28 protein-coding genes and 1 tRNA gene are annotated in these 24820 nt (G+C 69.8%); 12 read left to right on the top strand and 17 right to left on the bottom strand.

Annotation, left to right across the window (positions count from 1 at the left end; genetic code table 11):
• Positions 1 to 114: 114 nt before the first annotated feature.
• Positions 115 to 1146, bottom strand: coding sequence for a M48 family metallopeptidase (locus ACTWQA_RS11815; RefSeq protein WP_371826013.1), 1032 nt, complete (start codon positions 1144 to 1146; stop codon positions 115 to 117).
• An 87-nt stretch (positions 1147 to 1233) separates the two neighbouring features.
• On the opposite strand from ACTWQA_RS11815, the gene nadD reads away from it, so the two are divergent.
• The 4 genes from nadD (at position 1234) to ACTWQA_RS11795 (ending at position 3300) form a co-directional block, all read left to right on the top strand.
• Positions 1234 to 1851: a nicotinate-nucleotide adenylyltransferase gene (gene nadD / locus ACTWQA_RS11810; RefSeq protein ID WP_305925447.1), complete on the top strand. Its 618-nt coding sequence runs from the start codon at positions 1234 to 1236 to the stop codon at positions 1849 to 1851.
• A 92-nt stretch (positions 1852 to 1943) separates the two neighbouring features.
• Positions 1944 to 2339 (top strand): ribosome silencing factor, encoded by a 396-nt coding sequence (rsfS, locus tag ACTWQA_RS11805; protein ID WP_305925448.1) that lies wholly within the window; start codon positions 1944 to 1946, stop codon positions 2337 to 2339.
• Positions 2340 to 2415: 76 nt separating this feature from the next.
• Positions 2416 to 3045 carry a histidine phosphatase family protein gene (locus ACTWQA_RS11800; protein ID WP_443159278.1) on the top strand — a complete coding sequence of 210 codons (630 nt, stop codon included), beginning with the start codon at positions 2416 to 2418 and terminating at the stop codon, positions 3043 to 3045.
• A 182-nt stretch (positions 3046 to 3227) separates the two neighbouring features.
• Positions 3228 to 3300, top strand: a tRNA-Ala gene (locus ACTWQA_RS11795).
• Positions 3301 to 3608: 308 nt separating this feature from the next.
• On the opposite strand, the gene dctA is transcribed toward ACTWQA_RS11795, so the two are convergent.
• The 5 genes from dctA to ACTWQA_RS11770 form a co-directional block, all read right to left on the bottom strand.
• A complete protein-coding gene (gene dctA, locus ACTWQA_RS11790; protein ID WP_443159277.1) occupies positions 3609 to 4916 on the bottom strand; it encodes a C4-dicarboxylate transporter DctA in 1308 nt (435 codons plus the stop codon).
• Positions 4917 to 5144: 228 nt separating this feature from the next.
• Positions 5145 to 6194: a glycosyltransferase family 2 protein gene (locus ACTWQA_RS11785; RefSeq protein WP_443159276.1), complete on the bottom strand. Its 1050-nt coding sequence runs from the start codon at positions 6192 to 6194 to the stop codon at positions 5145 to 5147.
• Between the two features lie 354 nt (positions 6195 to 6548).
• Positions 6549 to 7823, bottom strand: coding sequence for an extracellular catalytic domain type 1 short-chain-length polyhydroxyalkanoate depolymerase (locus ACTWQA_RS11780; RefSeq protein WP_443159275.1), 1275 nt, complete (start codon positions 7821 to 7823; stop codon positions 6549 to 6551).
• A 156-nt stretch (positions 7824 to 7979) separates the two neighbouring features.
• Positions 7980 to 8840 carry a hypothetical protein gene (locus ACTWQA_RS11775; RefSeq protein WP_443159274.1) on the bottom strand — a complete coding sequence of 287 codons (861 nt, stop codon included), beginning with the start codon at positions 8838 to 8840 and terminating at the stop codon, positions 7980 to 7982.
• 58 nt (positions 8841 to 8898) lie between these two features.
• Positions 8899 to 9876 carry a helix-turn-helix transcriptional regulator gene (locus ACTWQA_RS11770; RefSeq protein WP_443159273.1) on the bottom strand — a complete coding sequence of 326 codons (978 nt, stop codon included), beginning with the start codon at positions 9874 to 9876 and terminating at the stop codon, positions 8899 to 8901.
• A gap of 46 nt (positions 9877 to 9922) precedes the next feature.
• Between ACTWQA_RS11770 and ACTWQA_RS11765 the strand changes: the two genes are divergently transcribed.
• Positions 9923 to 10363, top strand: a complete 441-nt coding sequence (locus ACTWQA_RS11765) for a hypothetical protein (protein WP_443159272.1) — start codon at positions 9923 to 9925, stop codon at positions 10361 to 10363.
• Here ACTWQA_RS11765 and ACTWQA_RS11760 read toward each other — a convergent pair.
• The 5 genes from ACTWQA_RS11760 to ACTWQA_RS11740 form a co-directional block, all read right to left on the bottom strand.
• On the bottom strand, positions 10350 to 10685 hold the full coding sequence (locus ACTWQA_RS11760) for a hypothetical protein (RefSeq protein WP_443159271.1): 336 nt from the start codon (positions 10683 to 10685) through the stop codon (positions 10350 to 10352). The genes ACTWQA_RS11765 and ACTWQA_RS11760 overlap by 14 nt on opposite strands.
• A gap of 106 nt (positions 10686 to 10791) precedes the next feature.
• Positions 10792 to 11253, bottom strand: coding sequence for a hypothetical protein (locus ACTWQA_RS11755; protein WP_443159270.1), 462 nt, complete (start codon positions 11251 to 11253; stop codon positions 10792 to 10794).
• Positions 11254 to 11289: 36 nt separating this feature from the next.
• Positions 11290 to 13086, bottom strand: coding sequence for a Na+/H+ antiporter NhaA (gene nhaA, locus ACTWQA_RS11750; RefSeq protein ID WP_443159269.1), 1797 nt, complete (start codon positions 13084 to 13086; stop codon positions 11290 to 11292).
• 27 nt (positions 13087 to 13113) lie between these two features.
• Positions 13114 to 13803: a GAP family protein gene (locus ACTWQA_RS11745; RefSeq protein WP_443159268.1), complete on the bottom strand. Its 690-nt coding sequence runs from the start codon at positions 13801 to 13803 to the stop codon at positions 13114 to 13116.
• 105 nt (positions 13804 to 13908) lie between these two features.
• Positions 13909 to 14226, bottom strand: coding sequence for a hypothetical protein (locus ACTWQA_RS11740; protein WP_443159267.1), 318 nt, complete (start codon positions 14224 to 14226; stop codon positions 13909 to 13911).
• On the opposite strand from ACTWQA_RS11740, the gene ACTWQA_RS11735 reads away from it, so the two are divergent.
• A complete protein-coding gene (locus ACTWQA_RS11735; RefSeq protein ID WP_443159266.1) occupies positions 14210 to 14758 on the top strand; it encodes a hypothetical protein in 549 nt (182 codons plus the stop codon). The genes ACTWQA_RS11740 and ACTWQA_RS11735 overlap by 17 nt on opposite strands.
• Here the strand turns inward: ACTWQA_RS11735 and ACTWQA_RS11730 are convergent.
• Complete coding sequence (locus ACTWQA_RS11730; RefSeq protein ID WP_443159265.1) at positions 14703 to 15197, bottom strand: DUF523 domain-containing protein; 495 nt, start codon at positions 15195 to 15197, stop codon at positions 14703 to 14705. The two genes, ACTWQA_RS11735 and ACTWQA_RS11730, sit on opposite strands and share 56 nt — an antisense overlap.
• A gap of 137 nt (positions 15198 to 15334) precedes the next feature.
• Here ACTWQA_RS11730 and ACTWQA_RS11725 point away from each other — a divergent pair, with 137 nt between their 5' ends.
• From ACTWQA_RS11725 to ACTWQA_RS11715, 3 genes are read left to right on the top strand one after another with little or no spacing between them, the layout of a single operon-like run.
• Positions 15335 to 15697: a hypothetical protein gene (locus ACTWQA_RS11725; RefSeq protein ID WP_327590143.1), complete on the top strand. Its 363-nt coding sequence runs from the start codon at positions 15335 to 15337 to the stop codon at positions 15695 to 15697.
• Positions 15694 to 16080, top strand: coding sequence for a hypothetical protein (locus tag ACTWQA_RS11720; protein ID WP_305922432.1), 387 nt, complete (start codon positions 15694 to 15696; stop codon positions 16078 to 16080). Before ACTWQA_RS11725 ends, ACTWQA_RS11720 begins: the two co-directional genes overlap by 4 nt.
• A 32-nt stretch (positions 16081 to 16112) precedes the next feature.
• Positions 16113 to 16352 carry a hypothetical protein gene (locus ACTWQA_RS11715; protein WP_443159264.1) on the top strand — a complete coding sequence of 80 codons (240 nt, stop codon included), beginning with the start codon at positions 16113 to 16115 and terminating at the stop codon, positions 16350 to 16352.
• Positions 16353 to 16394: 42 nt separating this feature from the next.
• On the opposite strand, the gene ACTWQA_RS11710 is transcribed toward ACTWQA_RS11715, so the two are convergent.
• Genes ACTWQA_RS11710 through ACTWQA_RS11690 form a run of 5 tightly spaced genes read right to left on the bottom strand, consistent with a single transcriptional unit; the run spans position 16395 to position 21221 of the window.
• Entirely contained in the window at positions 16395 to 17258 is an 864-nt protein-coding gene (locus ACTWQA_RS11710; RefSeq protein ID WP_443159263.1) for an ABC transporter permease, read from the bottom strand.
• Complete coding sequence (lanKC, locus tag ACTWQA_RS11705; protein ID WP_443159262.1) at positions 17258 to 19759, bottom strand: class III lanthionine synthetase LanKC; 2502 nt, start codon at positions 19757 to 19759, stop codon at positions 17258 to 17260. Before lanKC ends, ACTWQA_RS11710 begins: the two co-directional genes overlap by 1 nt.
• Positions 19747 to 20355, bottom strand: coding sequence for a flavoprotein (locus ACTWQA_RS11700; protein WP_443159261.1), 609 nt, complete (start codon positions 20353 to 20355; stop codon positions 19747 to 19749). Before ACTWQA_RS11700 ends, lanKC begins: the two co-directional genes overlap by 13 nt.
• Positions 20352 to 20912, bottom strand: coding sequence for a GNAT family N-acetyltransferase (locus ACTWQA_RS11695; RefSeq protein WP_443159260.1), 561 nt, complete (start codon positions 20910 to 20912; stop codon positions 20352 to 20354). Before ACTWQA_RS11695 ends, ACTWQA_RS11700 begins: the two co-directional genes overlap by 4 nt.
• Positions 20913 to 20957: 45 nt before the next feature.
• Positions 20958 to 21221, bottom strand: coding sequence for a response regulator transcription factor (locus tag ACTWQA_RS11690; RefSeq protein ID WP_443159259.1), 264 nt, complete (start codon positions 21219 to 21221; stop codon positions 20958 to 20960).
• A gap of 384 nt (positions 21222 to 21605) precedes the next feature.
• Here ACTWQA_RS11690 and ACTWQA_RS11685 point away from each other — a divergent pair, with 384 nt between their 5' ends.
• Genes ACTWQA_RS11685 through ACTWQA_RS11675 form a run of 3 tightly spaced genes read left to right on the top strand, consistent with a single transcriptional unit; the run spans position 21606 to position 24810 of the window.
• Positions 21606 to 22547, top strand: coding sequence for an ATP-binding cassette domain-containing protein (locus tag ACTWQA_RS11685; RefSeq protein WP_443159258.1), 942 nt, complete (start codon positions 21606 to 21608; stop codon positions 22545 to 22547).
• 2 nt (positions 22548 to 22549) lie between these two features.
• Complete coding sequence (locus ACTWQA_RS11680) at positions 22550 to 23674, top strand: ABC transporter permease (protein ID WP_443159257.1); 1125 nt, start codon at positions 22550 to 22552, stop codon at positions 23672 to 23674.
• Positions 23671 to 24810: an ABC transporter permease gene (locus ACTWQA_RS11675; protein WP_443159256.1), complete on the top strand. Its 1140-nt coding sequence runs from the start codon at positions 23671 to 23673 to the stop codon at positions 24808 to 24810. The genes ACTWQA_RS11680 and ACTWQA_RS11675 overlap by 4 nt, the downstream gene beginning before the upstream one ends.
• Positions 24811 to 24820 lie beyond the last annotated feature (10 nt).

Raw genomic sequence — 24820 nt, 5'->3', positions numbered from 1 at the left:
GCTCTGACCTGCGCCGTTAGCCGATGCGTGTGCTGGTTCGGCCCGCCGCCCGGCGATCGGGCGGCGGGTCGGACGCGGCCGATCAAGCGGGATCGGCCGCGTACGGCGATCGGGCTAGCCCTGGCCGCCGTCGCGGCGCGAGAAGCGGTTGAAGATGCGCTCGCCCGCGTTGACGGCGCCCTCGGCCACGTCGCGCAGCACGCCGATGAACGGGTCCTGCGACTGTGACCAGGATGCGCGGTAGGACTCGGCCGCCGCCTTGATCTCGTCGGTCACTCGTGCGTTGGGGTCATCCTCGCGGCGCGGGTAGTCGCCGCCGATGATCCGGTCGTACTCGCCGCTGCGCTGCCACTTGTCCAGCTCGGCCACGCGCACCACCGCGAACGGGTGGGTGGTGCCGAGCAGGTTGAGCACCTTGAGGAAGCCGTCGCGAAGGTCGCCCGCGGTGTCGTACTCCTGGTATTGCTCCAGGAAGGCCTCGATGTTCATCTCGTGGGTGTAGTCGCCGCCGGCGAGCTTCATCAGCGCCCTCTTGCCCGCTTCCGGGTCCTGGCCGACGAGCAGGCCGCCGCGGTCGGAGGACAGCTCCGACTTGCGGTACCACTCCTCCAGGCCCGCGACGATCGCCCGCAGGCCGATGTAGCCGAGCGGGATCCACGCGACGCGGGCGGCGAGCATGGTGAGGATGTCGAGCATCGTCCGGTAGACCGCGTGCCCCGACAGGATGTGCGAGGTCTCGTGGCCGATGACGAAGCGCTGCTCCTCCTCGTTCATGAGGTTGAGCAGACCGGTGGTCACGACGATGAACGGGTCGTCGAAGCCGATGGCCTTGGCCTGGACCTGCGGGTCCTGCTGGACGTAGACCTCGGGGATCCGATGCAGATCCAGGATGTACGCGGCGTCGCGGCCCATGTCATAGACCGAGCGGAACTGTGTTTCGCTCACGCGCACGGCCGAAGCCAGATACATCAGGCGCAGGCGGCGCTCGCTTACGAGGCCGGACATCTGCTTGAGAACCGTGTCGAACCCACTCAACTTACGCAGAGCGACCAGCGCGGACCGGTCTGCGGGGTGTTCGTAGGCTCGAGACGAGATGCCGGGCAGTTGGACGCGGTTGCGGTCCGGGGTGGTCGTCATGCCCGGCATGCTACGTCCGCAACGGAAGTGATGCGCGGCCATCGTCAAGGGGGGTGCCATCATGTTGTCGGAAGGTGTCCGCGTAAGGTCCGTTTCATGATGAATGCGCCTGGTGTGCAGGGGATTAGGCGAGTAGGAGTGATGGGCGGGACGTTCGATCCCATCCATCACGGGCACCTTGTCGCGGCCAGCGAGGTCGCTCACCACTTCGAGTTGGACGAGGTCGTTTTCGTGCCGACCGGTCGCCCGTACCAGAAGTCGGAGCGCGAGGTGTCCGCCGCTGAGGACCGCTATCTGATGACGGTGATCGCGACCGCGTCGAATCCCCGGTTCTCCGTGAGCAGGGTGGATGTGGACCGGCCGGGACCGACGTACACCATCGACACTTTGCGCGATATTGCCGAAATCTATGGCCCGCAGGTCGAGCTCTACTTCATCACCGGCGCCGACGCGCTCGAGGCCATTCTCGGCTGGCAGAACGCCGACGAGCTGTTCGAGCTGGCCCACTTCGTCGGCTGCACGCGTCCGGGCCACACCCTGCACGATCCCGGGCTGCCTGCGGGAAAGGTCACGTTGCTGGAGATTCCCGCCCTGGCCATCTCCTCGTCGGAGTGCCGGCAGCGGGTGGCCAAGGGGGAGCCGATTTGGTACCTGGTGCCGGACGGAATCGTCCAGTACATCAACAAGCGGGGGCTGTATCACGGCCAGGGGTGAACGGATCTGTGCCGGTACGTGAGGGGTTTCGGGCCGGAAGGGTACCCTCAACATAAGGGCATGCTGCCGACACAGGAGGACAGACCCGCATCGTGACCGCATCTGACAGATCCGTCCAGCTCGTGCGCATCGCCGCGGAGGCGGCGGCCGACAAGCTGGCCGATGACATCCTCGCCTATGACGTGAGCGAACAGCTCGTCATCACCGACGCCTTCCTGCTCTGCTCCGCCACCAACGACCGCCAGGTCCGCGCCATCGTCGACGAGATCGAGGATCGGCTGCGCACCGAGGCCGACGCCAAGCCCGTGCGCCGCGAGGGCGAGCGCGAGGGCCGCTGGGTGCTGCTCGACTACATCGACATCGTCGTGCACGTCCAGCATGAAGAGGACCGCACGTTCTACGCGCTCGAGCGCCTGTGGAAGGACTGCCCGGCCATCTCGCTGCCGGAGAGCGTCATGCAGGCCAACCTCCAGCGGGCGCGCGCGTGAGTGACCGGAGCGAGGCAACCATCAGACGCAGGAGCCATGCTCATGCCGATTTCGCGCCCTTTGGCGAGGAAGCTGCATGAGCAAGCGCATTGTATGCCTGCGACATGGGCAGACGTTGTGGAACGTTGAGCAGCGGTTCCAAGGACACTCCGACATCCCGCTCGACGAGACCGGCGTCGCGCAGGCCGCCCGGGCCGCGTCGCTGCTGGCCTCGCTGCGGCCCACGCTCATCGTCTCCTCAGACCTGCAACGGGCCAACGACACCGCGCTGGCGCTCGGGCGTGTCGTCGGGCTCGACGTGGCGGTCGACAAGGACTTCCGCGAACGCGGCGGCGGCCAGTGGGAAGGGCTGACGCGTGAGGAGATCGCCGCCCGCTGGCCCGTGGAGTACGCCGCCTGGGAAGCCCCGGACGGCGAGCCGGTCACGGACGTCGCCGCACGCGTGGGGGCGGCCATGCGCCGGTGGGCAGGCCGGCTCGACGACGACGGGCTGCTGGTCGTGGCCTCGCATGGCGCCGCGCTCCGGCTCGGCATCTGCGAGCTGCTCGGGCTGCCCGAGGAGCTGTGGCCGGCGCTCGGTGGGCTGGGCAACTGCTCCTGGTCCGTGCTGCAGGAAGGGCGCAAGGGCTGGCGGCTGCTCGAGCACAACGCCGGGACCCTGCCGGAGCCGGTCCACAGCGACGACCGGCCGGACGCCGAAGCATAACGTCCCCGTGCGGCTCGGGGGCCGTACGGCGGCGGATCTCGGAGCAGTCCATCGACGGCGGCCTCCGTCGTCTCCCGCACGGCCTGGCCAGAGCACGGACGGGCGGGCGCGATTAGGCGAATCGGCGCGGATGGCTATATGCTCTCGGAGCGCCGCAACGGGTGGACTCGTAGCGGTGACCAGGGGCTATAGCGCAGTTGGTAGCGCGCCTCCATGGCATGGAGGAGGTCTGGGGTTCGAATCCCCATAGCTCCACCCACGTTCCGTATTTCAAACATGCGGAACAGATCGTCAAAGGGCGGTCGGAAGGCGCCATCGCCGATCCGGCCGCCTTTGATCTTTATATGGGTGAAGAGTGCCTAGTTGAGCCGGGTTCGGTTGCGGGCGGTGCCGACCCGGTAGGCGTCGCCGGTCCCGGCGCAGGGGTCTTGGCAGTTCGCAGAGGCACAACGACGGCCCGCGTGCCGTCGACCCGTCGGCGATGGACGCCGCGCACCTGGCAGAACAGGCGCGCGGCGCACATACGGTGCGGCGATGTCAGGCCCGAACGCGGGCGGGCGGTCCTAGGCCGGCACGGTCGCCGGCTCCTCCTCCGTGCTTGCCAGAGCGACCTCCTGGCCGTCCAGGACCTTCGCGGCACGGTCCTTGTCGATGTCGCCCTCCCAGGCGGCGATGACCACAGTGGCCACCGAGTTGCCGAGCAGGTTGCCGGCCGCACGGGCCATGCCCATGAACCAGTCCACCGACAGCACCAGGACCAGGCCCGCGACCGGGATCGTCGGAATCGAGGCGAGCGTGGCGGCGAGCACCACGATGGCCGAGCCGGGGATGCCATGTGCGCCCTTGGAGGTGACCAGGGCCACGAGCAGCACCACCAGCAGATCGCCGATGGACAGCGGCACGCCGGTGGCCTGCCCGATGAAGACGGCGGCGAGGGTGAGGTAGATCGAGAAGGCGTCCAGGTTGAAGGAGTAGCCGGTCGGGATGACGAGGCCGACCGTGGACTTCTTGATCCCCATGTGCTCCAGCTTCCGCATGACCTGCGGGAGCACGCTGTCGGACGAGGCCGTGCCCAGAACGACCAGGACCTCCTCGCGGAGGTATCCGATCAGCTTGAAGATGTTGAACCCGGCCAGCCTGGCCACGAAACCGAGAATCACCACGACGAAGATCACGACTGCGGCATAGAAGAGCACGACGAGCCAGCCCAGCCGGACCAGGGCGTCGCCACCCGAGTTGCCCGCGGTGACCGCCACCGCGCCGAGCACGCCCAGCGGGGCGAGCCGCACGATCAGCGAGACGACCTTGAACAGCACCTCCGTGGTCGCCTCGATGAACTGGCCGACCGGGCGCGCCTTCTCCCCGACCAGCAGCAGGCCGCAGCCGAACAACACGGCGAACAGCAGCACCTGCAGCACGTTGCCCTCGGCGAAAGCGCCCACCACCGAGGAGGGGATGAGCCCCAGGATGAAGCCGACCGGGCCGCCTTCGGCGAGTTTGGCGGCGTTGTCCTGTTGGGTCGCGAGCTTGGAGGCGTCGAGGGAGGCCGGGTCGACGCTCATGCCCGCGCCCGGCTGGAAGACCAGGGCGAGCACCAGGCCGAGTATCAGCGCGATGGTGGTGATGACCTCGAAGTAGATGATCGTCTTGAGGCCGACCCGGCCGACTCGCTTGAGCTCGCCCGCTCCCGCGATGCCCGCGACGACCACGCAGAACACCAGCGGTGTGATGACCATCTTGATCAAGGTGATGAAGCCGTCGCTGAGGGGTTTGAGCTCGGCAGCGAAGGCCGGGAAGAGCAGGCCTACCGCCGCGCCGATGACGGCGGCGATGAGGACCTGGCCGAACAGAGAGGTGACGAACCTTCGCACAGTGCTCCCTATGCCACGCGCCCGCGGTCTCCCGCACGCACGCTCGGGAGTGGCCGCTCGAGCGCCATTGCTGATCGGGGGTTACGACGGATGTACGGTAGGTGACTTTCCCGTCGTGGATAGCACCCTATGGACGGGCAAATGCGCCGTCTAGGGGACGAAACGCACTCGAAACCTAGATAACAACGAATTTACGAAACTCGACAAAGGCTGTGGAGGCGGGTCTGGTCAGCGGCCTTTCTCGTACGTGAGGAGGCCGGGGGACAAGCGCAGGGGGACCATGATCAGCTCGACCGCCATGGCTTTCCAGGCGTAGTAGAGGTTGACGGCCTTGTTCAGGTAGACGAACGGCAGGTTGAACAGGACCTGGTGGAGGGGGAGGCGGCGGCGGCCGGCGGCGTAGAGGAGGGTGGGAGTGGTGAGGAGCAGCTCACTGCCCGCCCACCACGTCATCGTGCGGGCCACCGGCTCGTGCAGGGCCAGGGTGAGGATCAGCGGGGTGGCCCACCACAGCGGGGCGAGGAGGATCTCCAGGAGCGCGATCACGATCCAGGTCGCCAGCATGGGCTTGCGGGTGAGGAGGCGGGGGAGGTGCAGGCGGACGTTCTGCATGAAGCCCGCCATCCAGCGCCACACTTGCTTGCGGAGGTAGGTGAGGGTTTCCGGGTCGGCGGCCCAGGCCATGGCGTCGGAGACGTAAACCGCCTTGCGGCCCTCCAGTTGCTGGCTCCAGGTGAAGTCCATGTCCTCTACGATGGTCCGCTCGGGGAAGCCGCCGAATGCCGCGAGGGTGCTGCGCCTGAACACCGAGCAGCAGCCCGAGCAGACCATGGGGCTGTTGGCCAGTTGCTGGATCGGGCGGTGCCAGTGGAAGCCGAAGAGGTATTCGGTGGATCTGCCGCGCTCCCAGGGGGTGCGGGCGAATCGGGTCTGCACATTTCCCGCGGCCACGCCCACCTCCGGGTCGTCGAAGGCGGGCTTGATGCGCTCGATGTAGTCGGGGGCGAGCACCGTGTCGGCGTCCACGGCCAGGACGAGGTCGGTGTCGCAGTGAGGGAGCGCGTGGTTCTGGGCCTTGGCCTTGCTTCCCAGGTTGCGGGGCGGGCGAAGGACCGTTGCGCCGTGGGCGGCGGCCACCTCGCTCGTGCGGTCGGTCGAGCCGTCGTCGATGACGATGACCTTCTCGGGCGGGACGGTCTGGGCGGCTATGGATCGCAGGGTCGCGGGGAGCCCGTCCTCCTCGTTGTGGGCCGGGACGATGACCGTGAGGGTCTTCACCTGCGCCTCCTTCGCAGCTTGAAAGCGATCAGGGTGACCAGGCCGACCATGGCGTAGATGATCAGGCTGAACCCGAGCGTGGGCGGGCCTCCGGGCATCTCGTGCTTCCTCTCGACGGGAGGGTGTGGTGGTGGGCGTCGTACGTGCTGGTCGATGTGGCAACGAGGATGCCGGGCCGGCCGGGGTCGTGATGGGGGCGAATCGCATTCTGTGGATGCCGGGCGAGGGTGGGAATTGTCCTGTGGACAAGCGGCTCAGCGGCGCGCTCAAGGCGGCCTGACGTGGCCCTGCGGTTGCGCCGCAATGCCAGCGCCCGGCGCCGGGTGATCCGGCGCCGGGCGGACAGGGGGATCGTCAGGTGCAGGCGGCCCCATTGAGCGTGAAGGCCGGCGGCTTGGCGGTGTTGCCGTTGTGTGTGGCCTGGAAGCCGAACTGCGTGGAGGCGCCCGCTGCGAGGGTGCCGTTGTAGCCGACGTTCCTGGCCGTGACCTGGCCGGAGTTGGGAGAGAGCGTCGCGTTCCACACGGAGGTGACCGTCTGGCCGGCAGGCAGCGTGAAGCCCAGGGACCAGGAGGACAGGTGCGTGGTGCTCGTGTTGGTGATCGTGACGGCGGCCGTGAAGCCGGTGTTCCACGTGTTCATCGTGTACGTGACCTGGCACGCCCCCGGCGGCTGCGGACTCGGTGACTGCGACGGGCCGCCGCCCCCGGTGTTCAGCCCGAGGAACGCGATCGCGGCGGCGGCCATCCCGCCCATCGGCAGGTTGTGCCCGACGCCCTGAAGGCTGATGCCCTCGACCGGGACGATCGTGCCGGTGCCTCCGTACCTGGTCCGCGTCCAGCCGGACTGGGGCTGGTCGGTGAGGCTCGGAGTCTGGCTCAGGCCGTGGACGTTGGTCCACTGCTTGATCTGCTCCTGGAAGTTCGGATAACGCAGCGTGGAGTCCTCGGTGCCGTGCCACACCTGCATGCGGGGACGGGGGCCGCTGTAGCCGGGGTACGCGGCGCGTACCAGGTCGCCCCACTGCTGCGGGGTCATGATGCGCTGGCCGTTGGCGCACTGGCTGTTCCAGCTCGACCCGTCCGTGGTGGCGAAGCAGCCGAAGGGCACGCCCATGAACGATACGCCTGCCTTGAACACGTCGGGATAGGCGCCCAGCAGCACGTTCGTCATCATGCCGCCGGAGGACGCGCCCGTGGCATAGGTGCGCTCCGGGTCGGTGTTGTAGCGCTGCTGGACGTACCTGACCATGGAGACGATGCCCACCGGGTCGCTGCCGCCGTCGTGCCGCAGTGCCTGCGGCGAGGAGACGTCGTAGCAGGAGCCGCTTCTGGTCGCCGACGGGTAGATCACGATGAACTTGTGCTGGTCGGCCAGCGCGGCGAACTCGGTGCCCGAGTAGAAGGCCGGGCCGGAGCCCGTGCAGTAGTGGACGGCCACCAGCAGTGCTGGGCGGGCGGGGATTCCGTCGGGGACATAGAGGTGCATGCGTAAGTTGGTGGGGTTGGTACCGAAACCGGTCACCTCCGTCAGCTGCGCCGAGGCCGCCGGCGGCGCCGTGATCAAGCTCGCGATGACGAGTGTCACCGCGGCGATCACGGCGCCCGCGATGCGGGCTGTCACCTTCATGGGACTCCTCTCTTCTTTTGGAAACGTTGCGAGTAAGCGATGAAAGTTTCATACTGGCAACGTTCCTGTTGAGCTCCTGTGAGTGTCCCTTTCTGTGCTCCATCAGGGCATGAATCAAGCGGTGAACGGTACGAAACTTTCGGCGAGCGGTCGTCCTCAGGCCGTGAGCGCCGCCGCCGCCGCGAGCTCCCGCCACCACCGCTCCCGTTGCGTGGCACGCAGGAGGCGGTGGTGCAGGCGGTGCAGGACCTTGGCGTTGTGGGTGTTGACCTCGAGCTCCTCGGCCCGCGCCAGCTCGCGCAGCGGGCGGCCGTGGCAGGTGGAGCAGCCGCACGTGCCCGCGCCGAGCCGCTCGACCGGCACGAACGCCAGCCGCTCCGGCACGAACGCGCTGCGTGCCCCACCCCGCCGCCAGCCGCCGCTCGCCTCGTGCGGCTCCGGGTAGAGGTGGCGCAGCACCTCGCGGACGCCGACCGCGGCCCACTCGGCGCCGTGCGCCAGCGCGGCCAGCGCCGGCACGCCCGCCGAGAGCAGCGGGAACGGCAGCGGCCGGTACGGCGGCCCGTCCTCGACGACCAGCGCCACCGGCGTCCCGTAGCCGGCGACCGTACGCAGGAGAACGGGCCGGTCCTCGGCGACCCACCGCGCGTGGACGGGAAGCACGGCGATCACACCGTCCCATTGGGCGGCCTGCTCGAGGATGGCATGCAGGGCTTCATGGTCCCCTTTGCCGATATATCCGGAATCGGTGAGCGGGGCCGTCGCTCCCGACTCCACCTGGTCCGCGATCCAGTCCGCCGACAGCCTGGCCGTGCCCCGTACCCGCGCCGACCCCGCGTAACGCCGCCGATCGGCGAGCAGCGGCCCGTCGTAGCCGCTCCGGCGCACCATGCGGACCGCGTCGTGCCCCGCCTGGCCGGTGAAGACCAGGCCGGAGCCGGGATGCCCGGCCAGCGCCACCGCGTCGTAGACGTCCCTGACGCTGACCTGGACCAGCAGACGGTCGCGCAGGTCCATGGCGCGCTCTCCGGGGCGGGGGAGTCTTTATAGCGAAATATCCCCATAAATAAGGGGTTCAGGCGCTCCCGTACCGTTCCGCGAGCACCTTCGCCACGCCCGCCAGCCGATCACGCAGCTCGCCGGGGGCCAGCACCTCGGCGTCCACGCCCAGCCGGAGAAACTCCCCGAGCGCGTGCTCGATCGACTCGATCGGCACCGTGACCCGAGTCCAGCCTTCCTCGTCCGGTGGCCCAGCGCTCTCCCGCGCCGCGGCCACCACACCCGGCGTCATGAGATTCGCCAGCCGCTCCAGGCCGCGCGGCGAGAGCCGGACCACCGCCTCACCCCACCGCAGGCCGGCCTCGAACGCGGCCAGGTATTCCTGCCAGTACGCCGCCAGATCGAAGCCCTCCGGCCGCGTGAACCCCTCCTCCAGCGGATGCAGATCGAGGATCTGCGAGACCCGGTACGTGCGCACGTCCTCGCCCGCGCGTGCCACCAGATACCACCGCCCCGCCTTGACCACCAGCCCGTACGGGTCCAGCCGCCGCTCCACCTCCTGCGGCGCCTTCCACCGCCGGTATCTGACCTGGATGCGCCGCTCGTTCCAGACGGCGTCGGCCACGGCCGGCAGGTACGTGACCGGCTCCCGGTCCCGATACCAGGTGGGCGCGTCCAGGTGGAAGCGCTCCTGGATGCGCCCGGCCCGATCGCGCAGCTCGACCGGCAGCGCGGCCATCAGCTTGAGCTGCGCGGCCGTCACCACCGCGCCCAGCCCCAGCTCGGCCGCGGGACCCGGCAGCCCGGCCAGGAACAACGACTCCGCCTCGTCCGTGGTCAGGCCGGTGAGCCTGGTGCGGTAGCCGTCGAGCAGTTGGTAGCCGCCCTGCGGCCCGGCGTCGCCGTACAAGGGGATGCCGGCCGCGTGGAGGGACTCGACGTCGCGGTAGATGGTGCGTACCGAGACCTCGAGCCGGTCGGCCAGCTCCCGCGCGGTCAGCCGGCCGCGCGTCTGCAGGAGCAGCAGGATCGAAACAAGGCGAGAAGCCCGCATATTCGCTGACATTACCTGTCAGTGACCCCGGCCTACGGTCGGCCGCATGAACGATTTCGACTTTTTCGCCGGCCGCTGGAACGTCGTCAACCGCCGCCTGGTGAAGCCGGGCGAATGGGACGAGTTTCCCGGGCGGTCGGTAGCGACCCGGCACTTCGACGGGGCGGCCAGCTTCGACGAGATCACCTTCCCGACCAAGGGCTCCAGCGGGCTGACCGTCCGCGTGTACAACCCGGTGACGCGGCAGTGGTCGATCTACTGGGCCAGCAGCAGGCTCGGCGTGCTCGACACCCGTCCCATGGTGGGCGCGTTCGAGGGGAACCGGGGTGAGTTCTTCGGTGAGGAGACCTACGAGGGCAGGCGGGTGCGGTGCCGGTTCATCTGGACCGTCATCGACCGGGACACGGCCCGGTGGGAGCAGGCCTTCTCGGAGAAGGGCGAGGAGGCCTGGGAGACGAACTGGGTCATGGAATTCACGCGCGCGTGACGCCGTGGAGCGCGCGCGGCATGCCGGTGGGCGTCGCGTCGGCGGTGCTGCGCACCCACAGGAGCGCGGCCACGGCCACGGCCGCGATCAGCAGCACCAGTCCGCCGACCACGATCACCCACCACCAGGCGGACTTCGGAGGCTTCGCCTCGTAGTGGGGCACGTCGGGCAACATGTCCGGCGTGTACGGCAGGCGCTGCGTGGACGGAGGGTCCTGCCGATGCGGCGGCTGCGTGGGATGGGGGTAACGGTGCCTGATCGTCTGGTCGGGATCCGGGTCCTGCCGGTCAGGCTGATCTGGATTCATGAGGCCCTCGAGCACGCTGCGGAGTGTCGGGTTTTCCGCCCACATTGTCACACTCTCGCTGGCCTTCCCGTCCAGGTGGCATGACATCTGTATGCGCGACGGGAGCCGGCGGCCGGCGAGATCAGCTGGGACGCGTATCCCAGGGGTTGACGGGTGGGTTCGGCGGGTTCTGCCAGCCGGGCGGCTGCTGCTGGAACGGCGGCTGCCCCCACTCGGGCTGCTGCTGCTGCGGCGGCTGCCGGCCCGGCCCCTGGGGTGGCGCGGGCTGCTGCGGGTTGCGCCGGGTCACCACGGCCCCGATCAGCAGGGCTGTGCCGGTGAGGCTGAAGAGCAGGGAGATGGCGTTCGAGATGGTGAGCGCCGGCGCCAAGCCCACGAGGTCGGCCACCGCCTCGTCGACGAGGCCCCGTGCGATGTTGAACACCGTTCCCGCCAGCAGCACGACGCAGCCCATGATCCCGATGACCGATGCGCGCCCGTGGTCGCGTCTGCGCACCGCCATCATGATGATGCCGCCCACCAGCAGCACGCTCAGCAGGATGAGGCCCGCGATGGTGACAATGGCGAAGGACGTGCTGATCATCAAAAAGCTCCCGCAGGTGAGGCGACGCCGAAGACCTTACGGGGATTTGCGCAGTTCTTCCAAGGCCCGGCTGATCGAAGCCAGGTTCAGCGGACCCTGGTAACGCACGCCGTTCAGGAAGAGCGTGGGCGTGCCGCGCACCCCGCTGTCGCGCCCCGACGCCTCGTCGAGCCCGATCCTGGAGACGTGTCTCGGCACGTGGGACCAGGGCTCGACATCCAGCTGGGCGGCATAGTGCGCCAGGTCGGCGTCCGTGAGGAAGCGCTGGTTGTCGTAGAGGATGTCGTGCATTTCCCAGAACCTGTCCTGATCGGCCGCGGCCTCGGCGACGATCGCGGCAGGCGCGGCCCGGGGGTGCAGGGTCCTGAGCGGGAAGTGCCGGAACACCAGCCGTACGTCGGGGTTCTTGTCGCGGAGCTCCTCCAGGACGGGATGGAGGCGCCCGCAGTAGGGGCACTCGAAATCGGCGTACTCCACGATCGTGATCCTGGCGTCCTGCGGACCCCGCACGTGGTCGCCGGGCCCCACAGGTACGGACAGCAGCTCGGGCAGCTCCTCGTCCGGCTCGGCCTCGGGCGGAGCGCAGACCCCGCCCCGATCCCAGGCCATCCGGAAGATCACCCAGCCCAGCAGGGCGGAGAGCAGCGACCCGGCCAGGATGCCGATCTTCGCCTCGGCCTGGATCGCCGGATCGTCGAAGGCCAGGTCCACGATGAACAACGCCACGGTGAACCCGATCCCGGACACGGCGGCCCCGCCCAGCACCTGACCCCACACCAGATTTCCGGGCAGGATGCCCCATCCGAATCTGAGCGGCAGCCACGTGCCGAGCGAGATCCCGATGAACTTCCCCAGCAGCAGCCCGAGCGCCACGCCGATGGCCACCGGCGACGTGAGCGCAGCCCGCAGGGTCTCGGCGTCGAGCCGCACGCCGGCGTTCGCCAGTGCGAACACCGGCACGATCACATAGCTGCTCCACGGGTGCAGCCGCAGCTGCAGCCGCTCGTTCACGGAAACGGCCATCTGGACCCGCCGCGCGGCCTCCCTGGCCGCCCGCGCGCTCGGCTCGGTGGTGAACTCGTGCACCGCCTCGCCGGCCATCAGCAGCTTATGGTCGGTCGGGGCGTACACGAAGACCAGGACGCCCAGCGCGATCCCGATGAGCGTGGGGTGGATCCCGCTCTCCAACGTGGCCACCCAGAGGCCGAACCCCAGCACGATGTACGCCGGCGCGCGCCAGATCTTCAACCACCGCAACGTCACGATCGCGGCCAGCAGCACGGCGGCCACCACGAGGGCGGGCAGGGCCAGGCTCTCGGTGTAGAACAGGGCGATGATGATGATCGCCAGCACGTCGTCCACGATGGCCAGGGTCAGCAGGAAAGCCCGCAGCGGATCGGGACACCGCGCGCCCACGACGGCCAGCACGCCCAGCACGAAAGCGGTGTCGGTGGCGATCGGCACGCCCCACCCGGCGGCTCCGGGCCCGCCGAAGTTGAGCAGCAGGTAGATCCCGGCCGGCACCAGCATCCCGCCCAAGGCCGCCACCGCCGGCACCGCGATCAGCCGCCGATCCCGCAGCTGCCCGAGCCGCATCTCGTAGGAGACCTCGAGCCCGACGACGAAGAAGAACACCGTCATGAGGCCGTCGTTGACCCAGTGCCGCAGATCCAGCGAGAAGACGGCGTCCCCGAAGGACAGACCCATCGGCGTGTGCCAGAAGGCCTCGTAGGCGTCCCCCCACGGGGAATTCGCCCAGAGCAGGGCCAAGGCGGTGGCGACGAGCAACACGCTCGTACTGCCGGCCTCGGTCCTGAAAAAGGCTCGCAACATCTCAGATCTCCCCCCGGAGATCTGATCCTAGGGTCCCTTGGAGAACAGGTGGGACGCCGCATCCAAGGCAAGCAGCAATCCGACGATGGCCAGGGCCCAGCTGACCATCGAGGCCGAGTTCTTGGTGAGCCACGCCCGCAGCCGCTCCAGCTTCGGCTCCAGCCAGGACGCGGCCACCGCGCGCAGCCCCATGAGCGCCAGCGGCGGCACGATCATGATGAGCACGTAGCCGGCGAGCAGTGGCAGCCACTGCCCCGGGGGCAGGCCGGAGGTGGTCATGATGCCGACGGCCGCCAGGTACGGCACCATCGTCGCCACCTCGACCACCCCGGCCGTCAGCCCGAGCACCACCATGACGCGCGGGCCGCCGGTGCGCGGCTCGAACCGGCGCTCCGGCTTGCCCAGCTTCGCCCGCCTCTTGGGGTCGAACCTGTAGCTGAGCGCGAACAGCCCCACCCCCAGGACGAGCTGCACCCAGTACGCCGGGCGGCTGTACAGCGCGTCGCCGAAGCTCTCCATGGCCGCCGCCAGCCCCATTGTCAGTGCCACCCCGACGAGGAAGTAGAAGAGCGCGATGGTGCCGAGGTAGATCAGCAGCCGGGACACGCGGGATCGTTCCGAGGCCAGCAGGAGGTAGATGGGGATGACCAGAGTGCCGAAGCTGGTGCTGTCGATCACCGCCAGGGCGGCGAGGGTGAGCATCAGTCCGATCGTCATGTGACGATCCTCTGGTCACGGGGGAGCGGGCGCCTCCTCCACCGGACCGAAACCGGCGTACATCCTTCGATGCATCCTCACTCGTCCGCGGTTGGCTGCGGCCGTCTACGTACCCGAAGTGCTCAGCGCCGCCACCGACTCGGGCTCGGCGTCGCCGATGAGGATGACCGCGTGGATCTCCCGCTGGAAGACCCACTCCCACTGGTCCACCTGCGGGTCGTTCACCTCGGCGATCCGCCGCTTCATGCCGTCGCGGAACACCTTGTCGCCGAACTTGCGCACCTCGTCCAGCGAGTGGCCGAGATCGATGTATCCGGCCTTGCTGATGCCGATGCCGATGCCGATGCCGAGGTACGGCGTGCCGGGGCGGCCGCGGGCGGCGAACTCGCGTACCTCCTCCAGGTGCTTGCGCGCCGACTTCATCGTGGTGGTCGCGCGGCTCTACTGCGCACGTCGTACTGCGACGGCCTCCCTGGGGACGATGGCCCGGACGGGCCGCGGTGGGACCGTGGTCGGCATGGACGCACTGCGCAAAGCCTTGGGCGGGCTCTCGCTGCTCTATGCGCTGGTCTTCTTCGCGGCCATGCTGCTGCACTCGGGGGTCGCGCTCGGCCCGCTGACCCAGCCCGTGATCATCCCTGCCTCGATCGTGGAGACGGTGTGCGGCCTCGCCATGCTCGCCGGGGCGTACGGCGCACTGTCCGGGCGGGAGTGGGCCTGGGACGGGCTGATCTACACGCACGCGGCCGCGCTGGGCGGTGTGCTGATGGGCATGCTGGCGATCGCGATGAAACCGGGGGCCGAGGCCACCACGCTGCTGCTCTGGTATCACGGCACGATCGCGGCCGCGCTGGCCGGCGGCCTCGGCGCGGCCTTCTACGTCTCCCGGGTGCGCCCGGTCACGACTCCAGGGTCCGCAGGTAGGCGGCGGCCTCGTCGACGTGCTCCTCGGTGAACACGCGGATGCCGTTGGACTCCAGCAGCGCCGTCGTGACGCCCTGACCGGGCGTGCGACGGCCGCGGAACGTCCCGTCGTAGATCGACAGCGCGCCGCACGACGGGCTGCCTTCCTTCAAGACCGCCAGCCGGATCCCGAAGGACCGGGCGACGGCGAGCGCGGCGTGCGCGCCCGCCAGGAACTCGGCCGTCACGTCGGACCCGTCGGTCGCCAGCACGCGGGCGGCGCCGGCGAGCACGGCCGCCCCGCCGGCCCCGCCCTCGATCTCGGCGGCCGGGCGCGGGATCGGCAGCCCACCCTCCACCTCAGGGCAGAACGGCACCAGCCGCCCCTCCTCGCGCCAGCCGGCCAGCCGGGCGTCCGAGCTGGTCTTGGCGCCGCCGTCGTAACGCACCCGGCGGCCCATCAGACAGGCGCTGACGAGGATCCTCTCCACGTCTTCGATCCTATGAGCAACCGGCCCCGCCACCGCCACACCACGTGGCCCCTTGGCGTCGGTGAGCTCGCGGCCGGCGCCGGCATCAAGCAGGGTGTGCCGGGAGGGCGGCCCACCCTGACGATAGCCTTACCGCGATGAACACCACCGTCTCCACGATCGTGATCGCCGGCTCGCTGGTCCTCATGCTGGCGAGTGCGATCGTCGCGATCCGCAACCGGCCGATGGGCATGGTGCTGCTGATCGGCTTCGCCGTGCTCGAGGTGGCGGTGCTGGTGCAGCTGGGCTTCGTGATCGCGGCCGTGGCCAGGGGAGAGGGCCCCGAGGACAAGGTCACGCTGTGGGGCTACCTCGCCGGCCAGGTCGTGATCCCGCCGGCCGGGGTGTTCCTGGCGCTGGCGGAGCGGAGCAGGTGGGGGTCGGCGATCCTGGCCGTGGCCGGGTTCGCGATCGCGGTGATGACGGGCCGGCTGCTGCAGATCTGGCAAGGAGTGGCGTGAGCGCGTCCTCCTCGCTCGGCACCGGGCCCGGGCGTGCCCTGATCGCCGTCTACGGCTTGTTCTCGCTGGCCGCCGGGGCGCGGGCGGCGGTGCAGATCGCCGGCAGGTTCCAGGAGGCGCCGCTGGCGTACTCGCTGTCGGCGTTCGCCGCGCTGGTCTACATCCTGCTCACCGTCGCGCTCTGGCGCGGGGCCCGGCGTGTGGCGCTGGTGGCGCTCGGCATCGAGCTGGCGGGCGTGCTCGTCATCGGCACCGCCAGCCTCCTCGACCCGGCCGCCTTCCCCGACGAGACCGTCTGGTCCGCCTACGGCAAGGGCTATCTGTTCATCCCGTTGGTGCTGCCCGTCGTCGGCCTCTACTGGTTGCTGCGGCGAAGGCGTTAACGGGCGGCGTGCCCGGGCAGAGGCGCACCCCCATGAGCACGATCGAGCACTGCGACATCACCGAGCAGCACCTGGACGAGCGGATCGCCTGGCGCACGACCGACAAGCCGCACCAGGCCGGCGTGGTCACCTTCCACCGGCTCGACGAACGGGGTCACATCCGGCGTGAGGTGAGGCCAGAAACACAAGCTGCCCCGATCGGGACGCCATCCGCCGCAGGTCGAGCAGGCTATGTCGAGTTCTCGATGCCAGGAGGGACGCCGACTACCTGAAGTGGTTCGATGCGCAGGTGCGCATGACGAAGTGACCGTTCTCTAGTCCACGCGGTTGAACTGCACGACGGCCAGCCAGAGGAACGCCATCGCCACGCCCCCGACCAGTAGCAGCTCCACCCACACGGGAACGGCCCAGCCCGCCCACGAGATGCCCGGGTTGTACAGTGCCGCCACGTCAGGGGGAGCGTCCACGAAGGCGAACACCGCCCTGCGCAGCGGGTCCACCGCATACGTCAGCGGGTTGACCGTGGTCAGCGCCGCCAGCCACCCGGGAAGGCGCGCCACCGGGAACAGCGCCCCCGACATGAACATCAGCGGCATGATCGCCAGTTGCATGACACCGAGGAACGACTCCATGCCGCCGATCCTGGCCGCCACCATCACCCCGAACGCCGTCACCAGGAACGCCGCCAGGAACATCCCGCCCAGCAGGGCGAGCATGAGAAGCGGATGGTACGGCACCCCGACCAGCCCCGCCATGGCCAGCAGCACGACGCCCTCGGCGGTGGCCAGCACAGCGCCGCCCAGGACCTTGCCTATCACGATCGACCCGCGGCGTACGGGGGCGACGAGCATCTCGCGCAGGAAGCCGAACTCCCGGTCCCAGACCACCGAAGCGGCGGAGGACATCGAGGTCTGGATCACCGACATGGCGATCACGCCGGGGAACAGGAAGGTGCGCATGTCCACCGTGTCGGTCACCGTCGGCGTCAGCGCGCTGAGGCCCGCTCCCATGACGAACAGCCAGAGCACCGACTGCAGCAGGACGGACATGGCGCGTTTCTGGTCGTTGGCGAACCTGATCGCCTCGCGCCTGAAGACGGTCCTGATCGTGCGGAGGTCGTAGGCCAGGCCGTAACGTGCCGCCGGTCGGCGCGTCGCTTCCTTGGTGGTGACGGACATCAGGCCGCCTGGGAGAAGAACGGCAGGAACGGGCCGCCGGCGGCGGTGGACATGGCCAGCAGGACGCCCGCGCCTCCGGTGGCCAGGTCCATGGAGAGCCGGAAGCCGAGGCTGCCGGGAAAGGCCAGCTCGCCCCGGTAGGGGATGGCGTGCCAGGACAGGTCGCGCAGGTGGCTCTCGAGCGTCTCGCGACGATCCACCCGGTGGGTCAGGCGGGCCAGCGTGGCGATCTTGCTGGCCTGGCCGCGGAAGAGGTCCGCCTGGATGGCGAAGCGCCTGGACGGGCCGATCAGGAGCGCGGGCAGGCTGTCCGCGCACCGCTCGTCCTTGCGGCAGGCGAGCAGTTCGTCGATCACGAGCGCTATGCCGCCGCTGCCGACGTCGAGGTACGGCAGGGTGCGCACGCCCTTCTCCTCGACCATCAGCGCGCCGTCGCCGGTGACGACGCAGTGGTCGAGGTCGTGGTGGAGGGCGCGGACGGCGTAGTCCAGCCAAGCTGGATCGCCGGTGCGCTCGTGCAGGCGGATGAGGAACAGCGCCACGCCGGACCAGCCGCGCATGAGCCCGGCTTCTACGTCGCTCTTCCCTGTCTGCGGTTCGCCTCGCTCGACCGCCACGGCCAGGCGGCAGGCGACGGCCTGCGCCTCCTCGAGGTGGCCGAAGTGCAGCAGTGTGGCGCCGATGCCGGACAAACCAGAGAAGAGCGACATCGCCCACGGCTCGGCCGCCCGGTCGAGCAGCCGGCCGGTCAGCTCGGCGGCCTCGGCGGTGTGGCCCAGGTGGTCGAGCACGTAGGCCACGCCTGCCATGCCGTCGTAGAAGCCGGGACGCTCCGCGCGGCTGCGCCGCACCGCGTCGAGCAGCCAGCGCTCGTGCTCAGGAAAGCGCCCGTGCCCGGTCACCGAGAGCGCCCACAGCACGCCCGCCGCGCCGAAGGCGAAGCTCGCCCCGCCCCACGGCGTGAACTGCTCGACGGCGCCGGGGAACAGCCGGTCCTCGCGAGAGGGCGTGGCGGAGGCGAGGATCGCGGCGGCCACCGACTTGCCGGCTGCGGGCCACTCGACCTCCATCGGCTGCCGAGCGGGCGGGGAAGGGGCCAGTTCCGCGCGGATCACCGACTCCCAGCCGTCCGGGATGGGGAAGCTCTCCTTCAGCAGGCCGACGAACTGCCCGGCCTTTGCCGGGTCGAGCACCATGATCCGGCTCAGCATCAGGAAGATCGCCAGCCGGACGGCGGCCGCCGAGTAACGATCCACGTCGAGGCCGCGCTTGCCGGGGTGCCCGAAGCCGGTGGCGCGCAAGCCGGGCCGCCACTCGGTGTCCGCGATATCGAATGCCAGTTCGAAATCGATCAGGGCGGGTGAGCCGTCCGGGCGGACGATCACGTTGCCCAGGTGGAGGTCGCCGAAGACCACGCCGCGGGCGTGGATGGCGTCGAGGAGCCGCTCAAGGCGGTCCACGATCTCGACGGCCCTGCGGGTGAAGTCCGCCATGTCCTCGGGCGTGGGGGAGGCGTTGACGACCCAGGGGTGGTGCACGCCGCACCACACGTGCAAGGGCTGGCCCTCGACGTACTCCTCGGCGATGAAGTGGTGACCGCCCAGCTCGAACGCGTCGATCAGGGCAGGCACCCCGTCCACGCCTGCGAGCCGCTCCAGCGCCCACCGCTCCCGCGCCTGGCGGGCGACGGCGTCCTCGTGGTTCTCGTCCAGGCCCGCGTGCGGGCGCGCCTCCTTGAGCACCACCTTCCGGCCGTCCCTGGTGGCGAGGTAGATGCCGCCGGAGTTGGAGAAGTGCAGCGCGCGTTCCACCCGGTACGGCATCGCCGCGGCGCCGCCCCTGGCCGCCAGGTGGGGGCGGAGGAACTCCGGCAGGGGCACCCAGTCGGGCGGGCTGAAGTAGGGCCTGCGGACGTCGGGCACCAGCACGCCGTCCGGGCGGCGGACCGCGTACGTCCAACCGCCCCTCTCGTCCTGGCAGCCCATCTCCGTGAAGCCGCCGTAGCGGACGTACAGGGCCGTGTCGCCCCAGCGCAGGTCGCTGAGGATGTACGGGCCCGGCTCGCCCTCGGTCAGCGGCGCGAGGTCCTGGAGGATCCGGTGGAGCCGGTCCTCGTCCTCCGGATAGATCGTGACCAGCTTGCCGCTGGCGCCTCGCGGGGCGTACTTGGCGTTGAGCGCGATGAGCAGGTTGCGGTCGCGCAGGTGCTTGAACGGGATCCCGCGCGGCACGCAGTAGTCCCAGGCGATCCGGCAGAGCCGGTCGGCGTTGTCCGGGGTCGCGGAGATGTGGATCTTCCAGCCCTGTGCGGGGAGAGACTCGCCGGGAGGGTGCAGCGAGGTCCAGACGCCGCGTTCCGTCCTGGTCCAGCCGTCGGGCAGGGGCCGGGCCGAGACGCTCAGCGTGCCGTCGGCCAGCCGCCCCGGGCCGTCCGACCAGCGGCTCACGTCCTCGAAGAAGAGGGGGTCGGCAAAACAGTAGAGCTGCTTCAGTTCGAACATGCCTCTCCTTGGGATTCGGCCAGCGCGAGGCGGAGGCTCTCCAGCGCCTCCACCAGCACCCACAGCGGGCTGGCGCCGGCGGCGTCCCGGCGGCCCGTGGTCACGCTGACGGCGGCCTGCGTCGGGGCGATCACCACGTTGGGGCGCTCCTCGAGCCTGCGGAGGTTGGCGGTGTAGACGGGGTTCTGCTCCGCTCCGGGCGGCACCGATGGCGCGATGCCGATGGGTCCGGTCGAGCACTGCAGGGCCAGCAGGGCCGGGGTGTCGGCCAGCCCCGTGGACAGGCGGGAGATGAAGTTGAGGCACGCGGGGAAGACGATCATGCTGTCGCTCCACTCCATGAGCCGTACGTGCAGGGCGTCCGTCTGCTGCTCCTCCGGCCAGCGGTCGCGGACGCAGGGGCGGCCGGTGAGCACGCTCACCGCGTGGCCGCTGACGAACCGCTCCGCGCTCGGTGTGAGCACGACCTGGAGTTCGAGGTCCGGATAGGTGCCGCTCAGCCAGTTGAGCCAGAACGGCAGGTGCATGACCGAGACCGCGCCGGTGCCGACCAGCAGCAGCCGCTGAGCGCCGAAGGCCGGGGCGGGGAGCTTCATCCCGCCGGTTCGACGAGGCTGGGACCGCGTACGAGGCGGTCGAGGATCAGGGCGCCCTCGGTTTCCCACTGCTCCCGGTAGATCGCGTACCAGTGGATGTCCCAGAGCTGCCCCGCGAAGTACGAGTGCTGGGGGAACGTGGCCTCTCTGGGGACGTTGGCCAGGGCGGCGCCGAAGCTGTCCAGGCTCGCGTCGGTCGTCAGGAAGTAGACCTTCCTGACCTGCTCCCAGGTGGCGAAGGCGTAGTTGACGAGGAGCATCATCGCCTCGCCGCCCACGCCGAAGCGCGCTCTGGCAGTGTCGGTGAAGATCCCGATCTGGATGTGCCCGGCCGGGTCCAGCTGGTGCAGCGAGCCGTATCCGACGGTGTCGCCGCCGTGCCGGGACTGGATGGCGAACAGCGCGTCCACGTTCTCGTCGAACGTGCCCAGGAAGGTGTCGAGGGTGGGCAGGCTGTGGTGGCCGAGTCGGAGAAGGAGCTCATATACCGCAGTGCCGTCCGCCGCGCCGGCTGGCCGGAGCGCGGTGCGCTGCGTTTCAACGTGGGGAGAAAGCACGATCGGCACCTTCGATTTCTGGTCAGAATTCGGGCGAACGGTACGCTAGTTTCGCCGGTATTGGCCGGTCAAGGGATTCGTCTCGCCGGCGGGACAGCCCAGCCAGCCGAGTTCTTGGGCACGCAATGCGAGCTGAAATCGGCTGGCCGCGCCGGCCGCCTGCTTGAGGCCGTTGATCTCCCGGCGGACGGTTCTGGGGGCGATGTCGAGACGCGCGGAAATCGCCGCGTCCGTCAATCCCTCCGCCATCAGGCGGAGTATCGCGTGGCTCCGCTCCTTGAGTCGGAAATTTTCCCGGGATTCTGTCATGGCGCATTCTTTTCAGATTACTCGAATGGCTGGCCGTTTTGGGCCACGCGGTTGCGGGGTCCCAGGTGTATGCATAGCTTGTGCTCGGGCTGACGCGTGAAAACTTGGTGGTCGGTCCGTGGACATAGCCGACGTGAATGCCGGGCCATGGGTTCACGGCGGCTCCGCATAGCCGGAGGCAGGAAGGAGGTGCCGCAATGGACCTGAACGACGTCTTCAAGCTCCAGGAGATCGAAATCGACCAGGAGAACGAGCTGCTGCCGAGCAGCCTGCAGAGCCAGGGCTGCTAATTAACGGCGGTGCGCGCGGTGATTTCCCGGCCGCGCGCACCGCTGTTTTTGTTCTGGTTGTGCGTTCTCGGTGAATCGTGGTCCACTGTGCCGCATGAGCGATGCCATTCTTGTTTGCGCCGGACTGCGAAAGGCTTTTGCCGACCGCATTGCCGTCGACGGCATCAGTCTGTCCATCGCCGAAGGCGAGATATACGGCCTGCTCGGCCCCAACGGCGCAGGCAAGACGACCACGATTTCGATGATCGCCGGTGTGCTGGGACGGGATGCCGGCGAGGTGACGATCGACGGCCGCCGTCACGACACCGCGAGCGTCGCCACCAAGGCGCTGATCGGGTACGTGCCGCAGGAACTGGCGCTGTATCCGGACCTGACGGCCAGGGAGAACCTGGCCTTCTTCGCCCGCCTGCAGGGGCTGCGCGGGCGCCAGGTCGGTGTGCGCACGGACGAGGTGCTGGAGATCGTCGGCCTGACCGACCGCTCGCGCGAGGCGTCGGGCAAGCTCTCCGGCGGCATGCGGCGCCGGCTGAACATCGCCATCGGCCTGCTCAACCGGCCGCGCCTGCTGATACTCGACGAGCCGACCGCCGGGGTCGACCCGCAGAGCCGCAGTGCCATCCTCGACAGCGTCAAGGGCTTCGCCGATCAGGGCATGGCGGTGCTCTACACGACCCACTACATGGAAGAGGCCGAGCGGCTCTGCGACCGCGTCGGCGTCATCGACGAGGGCCGGCTCGTGGCGGAGGGCACCCGCCGCGAGCTGGTCCGCCGGATCGGCGAGGCCGACAAGGTCACGCTGACCGTCGAGGGAGACGTCCGGGCCGCGTTGCGCGCGGTCGAGCGCCTGCCGGGCTCCGCCCGGGCAGGCGCCGGCGAGTCGCAGATCGACGTGCTGATGGAGGACGCGGGCAACGCCCTGCCGGAGATTCTCGGCGCCGTGGCCAAGGCCGGCGTGCCCGTGCGCTCGGTAGAGGTGCGCGAGCCCGACCTCGAAGCGGTCTTCCTGCACCTCACCGGCAAGGCACTGAGGGACTGACGATGCGCGCGAGCCTGATCATCCTCGGCAAGGACCTGCGGCAGCGGTCGCGCGACAGCGCGCTGTTCGTCTTCGCGGTGGCGCTGCCGCTCGGACTGGCGTTCGTGTTCAACCTCGTGCTCGGCGGCGAGCAAACCTTCCACGCCAGGTACGCGGTGGCCGACCTCGACCGCGGGCCCGTCGCGCAGGCGTTCACCGAGCAGGTGCTGCGGCCCTTGGAGAGGGCGGGCACCATCCGGCTGCGTGCCGTCGCCAGCCCGCAGGAGGGCACGCGGCTGACCGAGGCCGGACAGGTGGACGCGATGTTCGTGATCCCCGCGGGGTTCTCCGCCGCCGTGTCCGCGGGCAGGAAGGCGGACCTGCGGGTGGAGGGCAGCGTGGACGCCGTGGTGCCCGTACAGGTGGCCAGGGAGATCGCCGAGTCGTTCGCCGCCGAGCGCAGGTCCGTACAGCTGTCCGAGGCGGTGGGCGCCACGCCGGAGCAGGCGCGGGCGGCGCCGGAGCCGCTCACGGTCGTCGAGGCGACGGGCGAGCGGCGCGAGCTGGACAGCACCACCTACTACGCGGCCGGGATGGCGGTCTTCTTCCTCTTCCTGGCCATGGCGTTCAGCGCCACAGGAGTGCACGACGAGCGCGGTGAGGGGACGCTGGCGCGGCTGCTGGCGATGCCGGTCTCGCACAGGGAGATCCTCGCGGGCAAGTCGCTGAGCGGGCTGGTCACTGGGGTGGCCGGGATGGCGATCCTGATCGTCGCGACCACGCTGCTGCTCGGTGCGCGTTGGGGCAGCCCGTTCTGGGTGGCCGCGCTGGCCGTGACCGCCGTGCTGGCGGCGGCGGGTCTGTCGGCGCTGGTCGCGACATTCGCCAGGACTACGCAGCAGGCGTCCAACTGGCAGTCGGTCGTGGCCATGACGCTGGGCATCTTCGGCGGCTCGATCTTCCCGATCTCGCAGCTCGGCGGCTGGTCCTCGATCAGCCTGCTCACGCCGCACCACTGGTTCCTCCAAGGGCTCGCCCAGCTGGCCGGGGGCGGGGGCGCGCTGGTACCCGTCGCGGTGCTGCTGGGGTTCGGCGTGGCGGGTGGGGGGCTCGCGCTGCTGCGGGCCGGAAAGGCGTTGCGGGCATGAAGGCACTGATCATCGGCTGGCTGAACCTGCGCAGGCTCTTCCGCGACAGGAACAACATCTTCTACGTGATCATCGTCCCGATCCTCATGGTGTTCCTGATCGGCACGCTGTTCGGCGGCGGCAGGCAGCTCAGGCTCGGCGTCGCCGCCCCGCACGGCCCGCTGGCCGGGCAGCTCGTGGCCGCGCTCGCGGGGGGCGACGGCATCGTGGTCGAGCTGCTCGGCGGCGACGAGGTACGCGCCGCCGTCGCGGACGGGCGCGTGCACGCCGGGCTGGTGATCCCCGACGGGTACGACGCCGCGCTCGCCAGGGGCACGGCCGTGCGGCTCACGTTCGTGGCCAGGCCGGTGGACCAGAAGGCGCAGGACGTCGGCGTCTGGGTCAGGTCGGTCGTCCGCCAGGAGTCCTCGGTGCTGCGGGCCGCGCAGTCCGGCGCGGGCACGTTCGGCAAGGACCTGGCTACCACCCGCGCGGCCGCCGTGCCCGGCATCGACGTCAGCGTGACCACCACCGGAAAGTCCCTGTTCCCCGCCGGGTTCCGCCAGTTCGAGGTGTCGGCGCCGCCGCTGCTGCTGCTGTTCACCTTCTTCACCTCGCTGACCGCGGCCGCCGGGCTCATCGAGACGCGGCGCAGGGGCGTGGGCCGCCGCATGGTCGCCACCCCCACCCCGGCCAGGACCATCGTCATCGGCGAGGCCGTCGGCAGGCTGGCCGTCGCCGTCGCGCAGGGGCTGATCATCATGCTCGGCTCGGCGCTGCTGTTCGGCGTGCGCTGGGGCGACCCGGTGGCCGCCGGGGCGTTGCTTCTGGTGTTCGCCCTGGTCGGCAGCGGGGCCGCGACGTTGATCGGGGCGCTGCTGCGTACCGAGGGGTCCGCGCTCGCGCTCGCCTCCACCGTCGGCCTCGGCCTGGCCGCGCTCGGCGGCACCATGGTCCCGCTGGAGTCTTTCGGCGACACCATGCGCGCCGTCGCCCATCTCACGCCGCATGCCTGGGGCTACGAGGCCTTCGCCGAGCTCGTACGGCACGGCGCGAACCTCATCGACATCCTGCCGAGCCTGGCGGTGCTCGCGGCCTACGCCGCGGCGCTGTTCGCGCTCGGACTCTGGCGCCTGCGCCGGGCGCTCACCAGATAGAGGAGCTGAC

The organism is Nonomuraea sp. 10N515B, from assembly GCF_052245915.1.
Classification (GTDB): Bacteria; Actinomycetota; Actinomycetes; order Streptosporangiales; family Streptosporangiaceae; genus Nonomuraea.
This window is presented reverse-complemented; position numbering and strand designations above follow the sequence as displayed.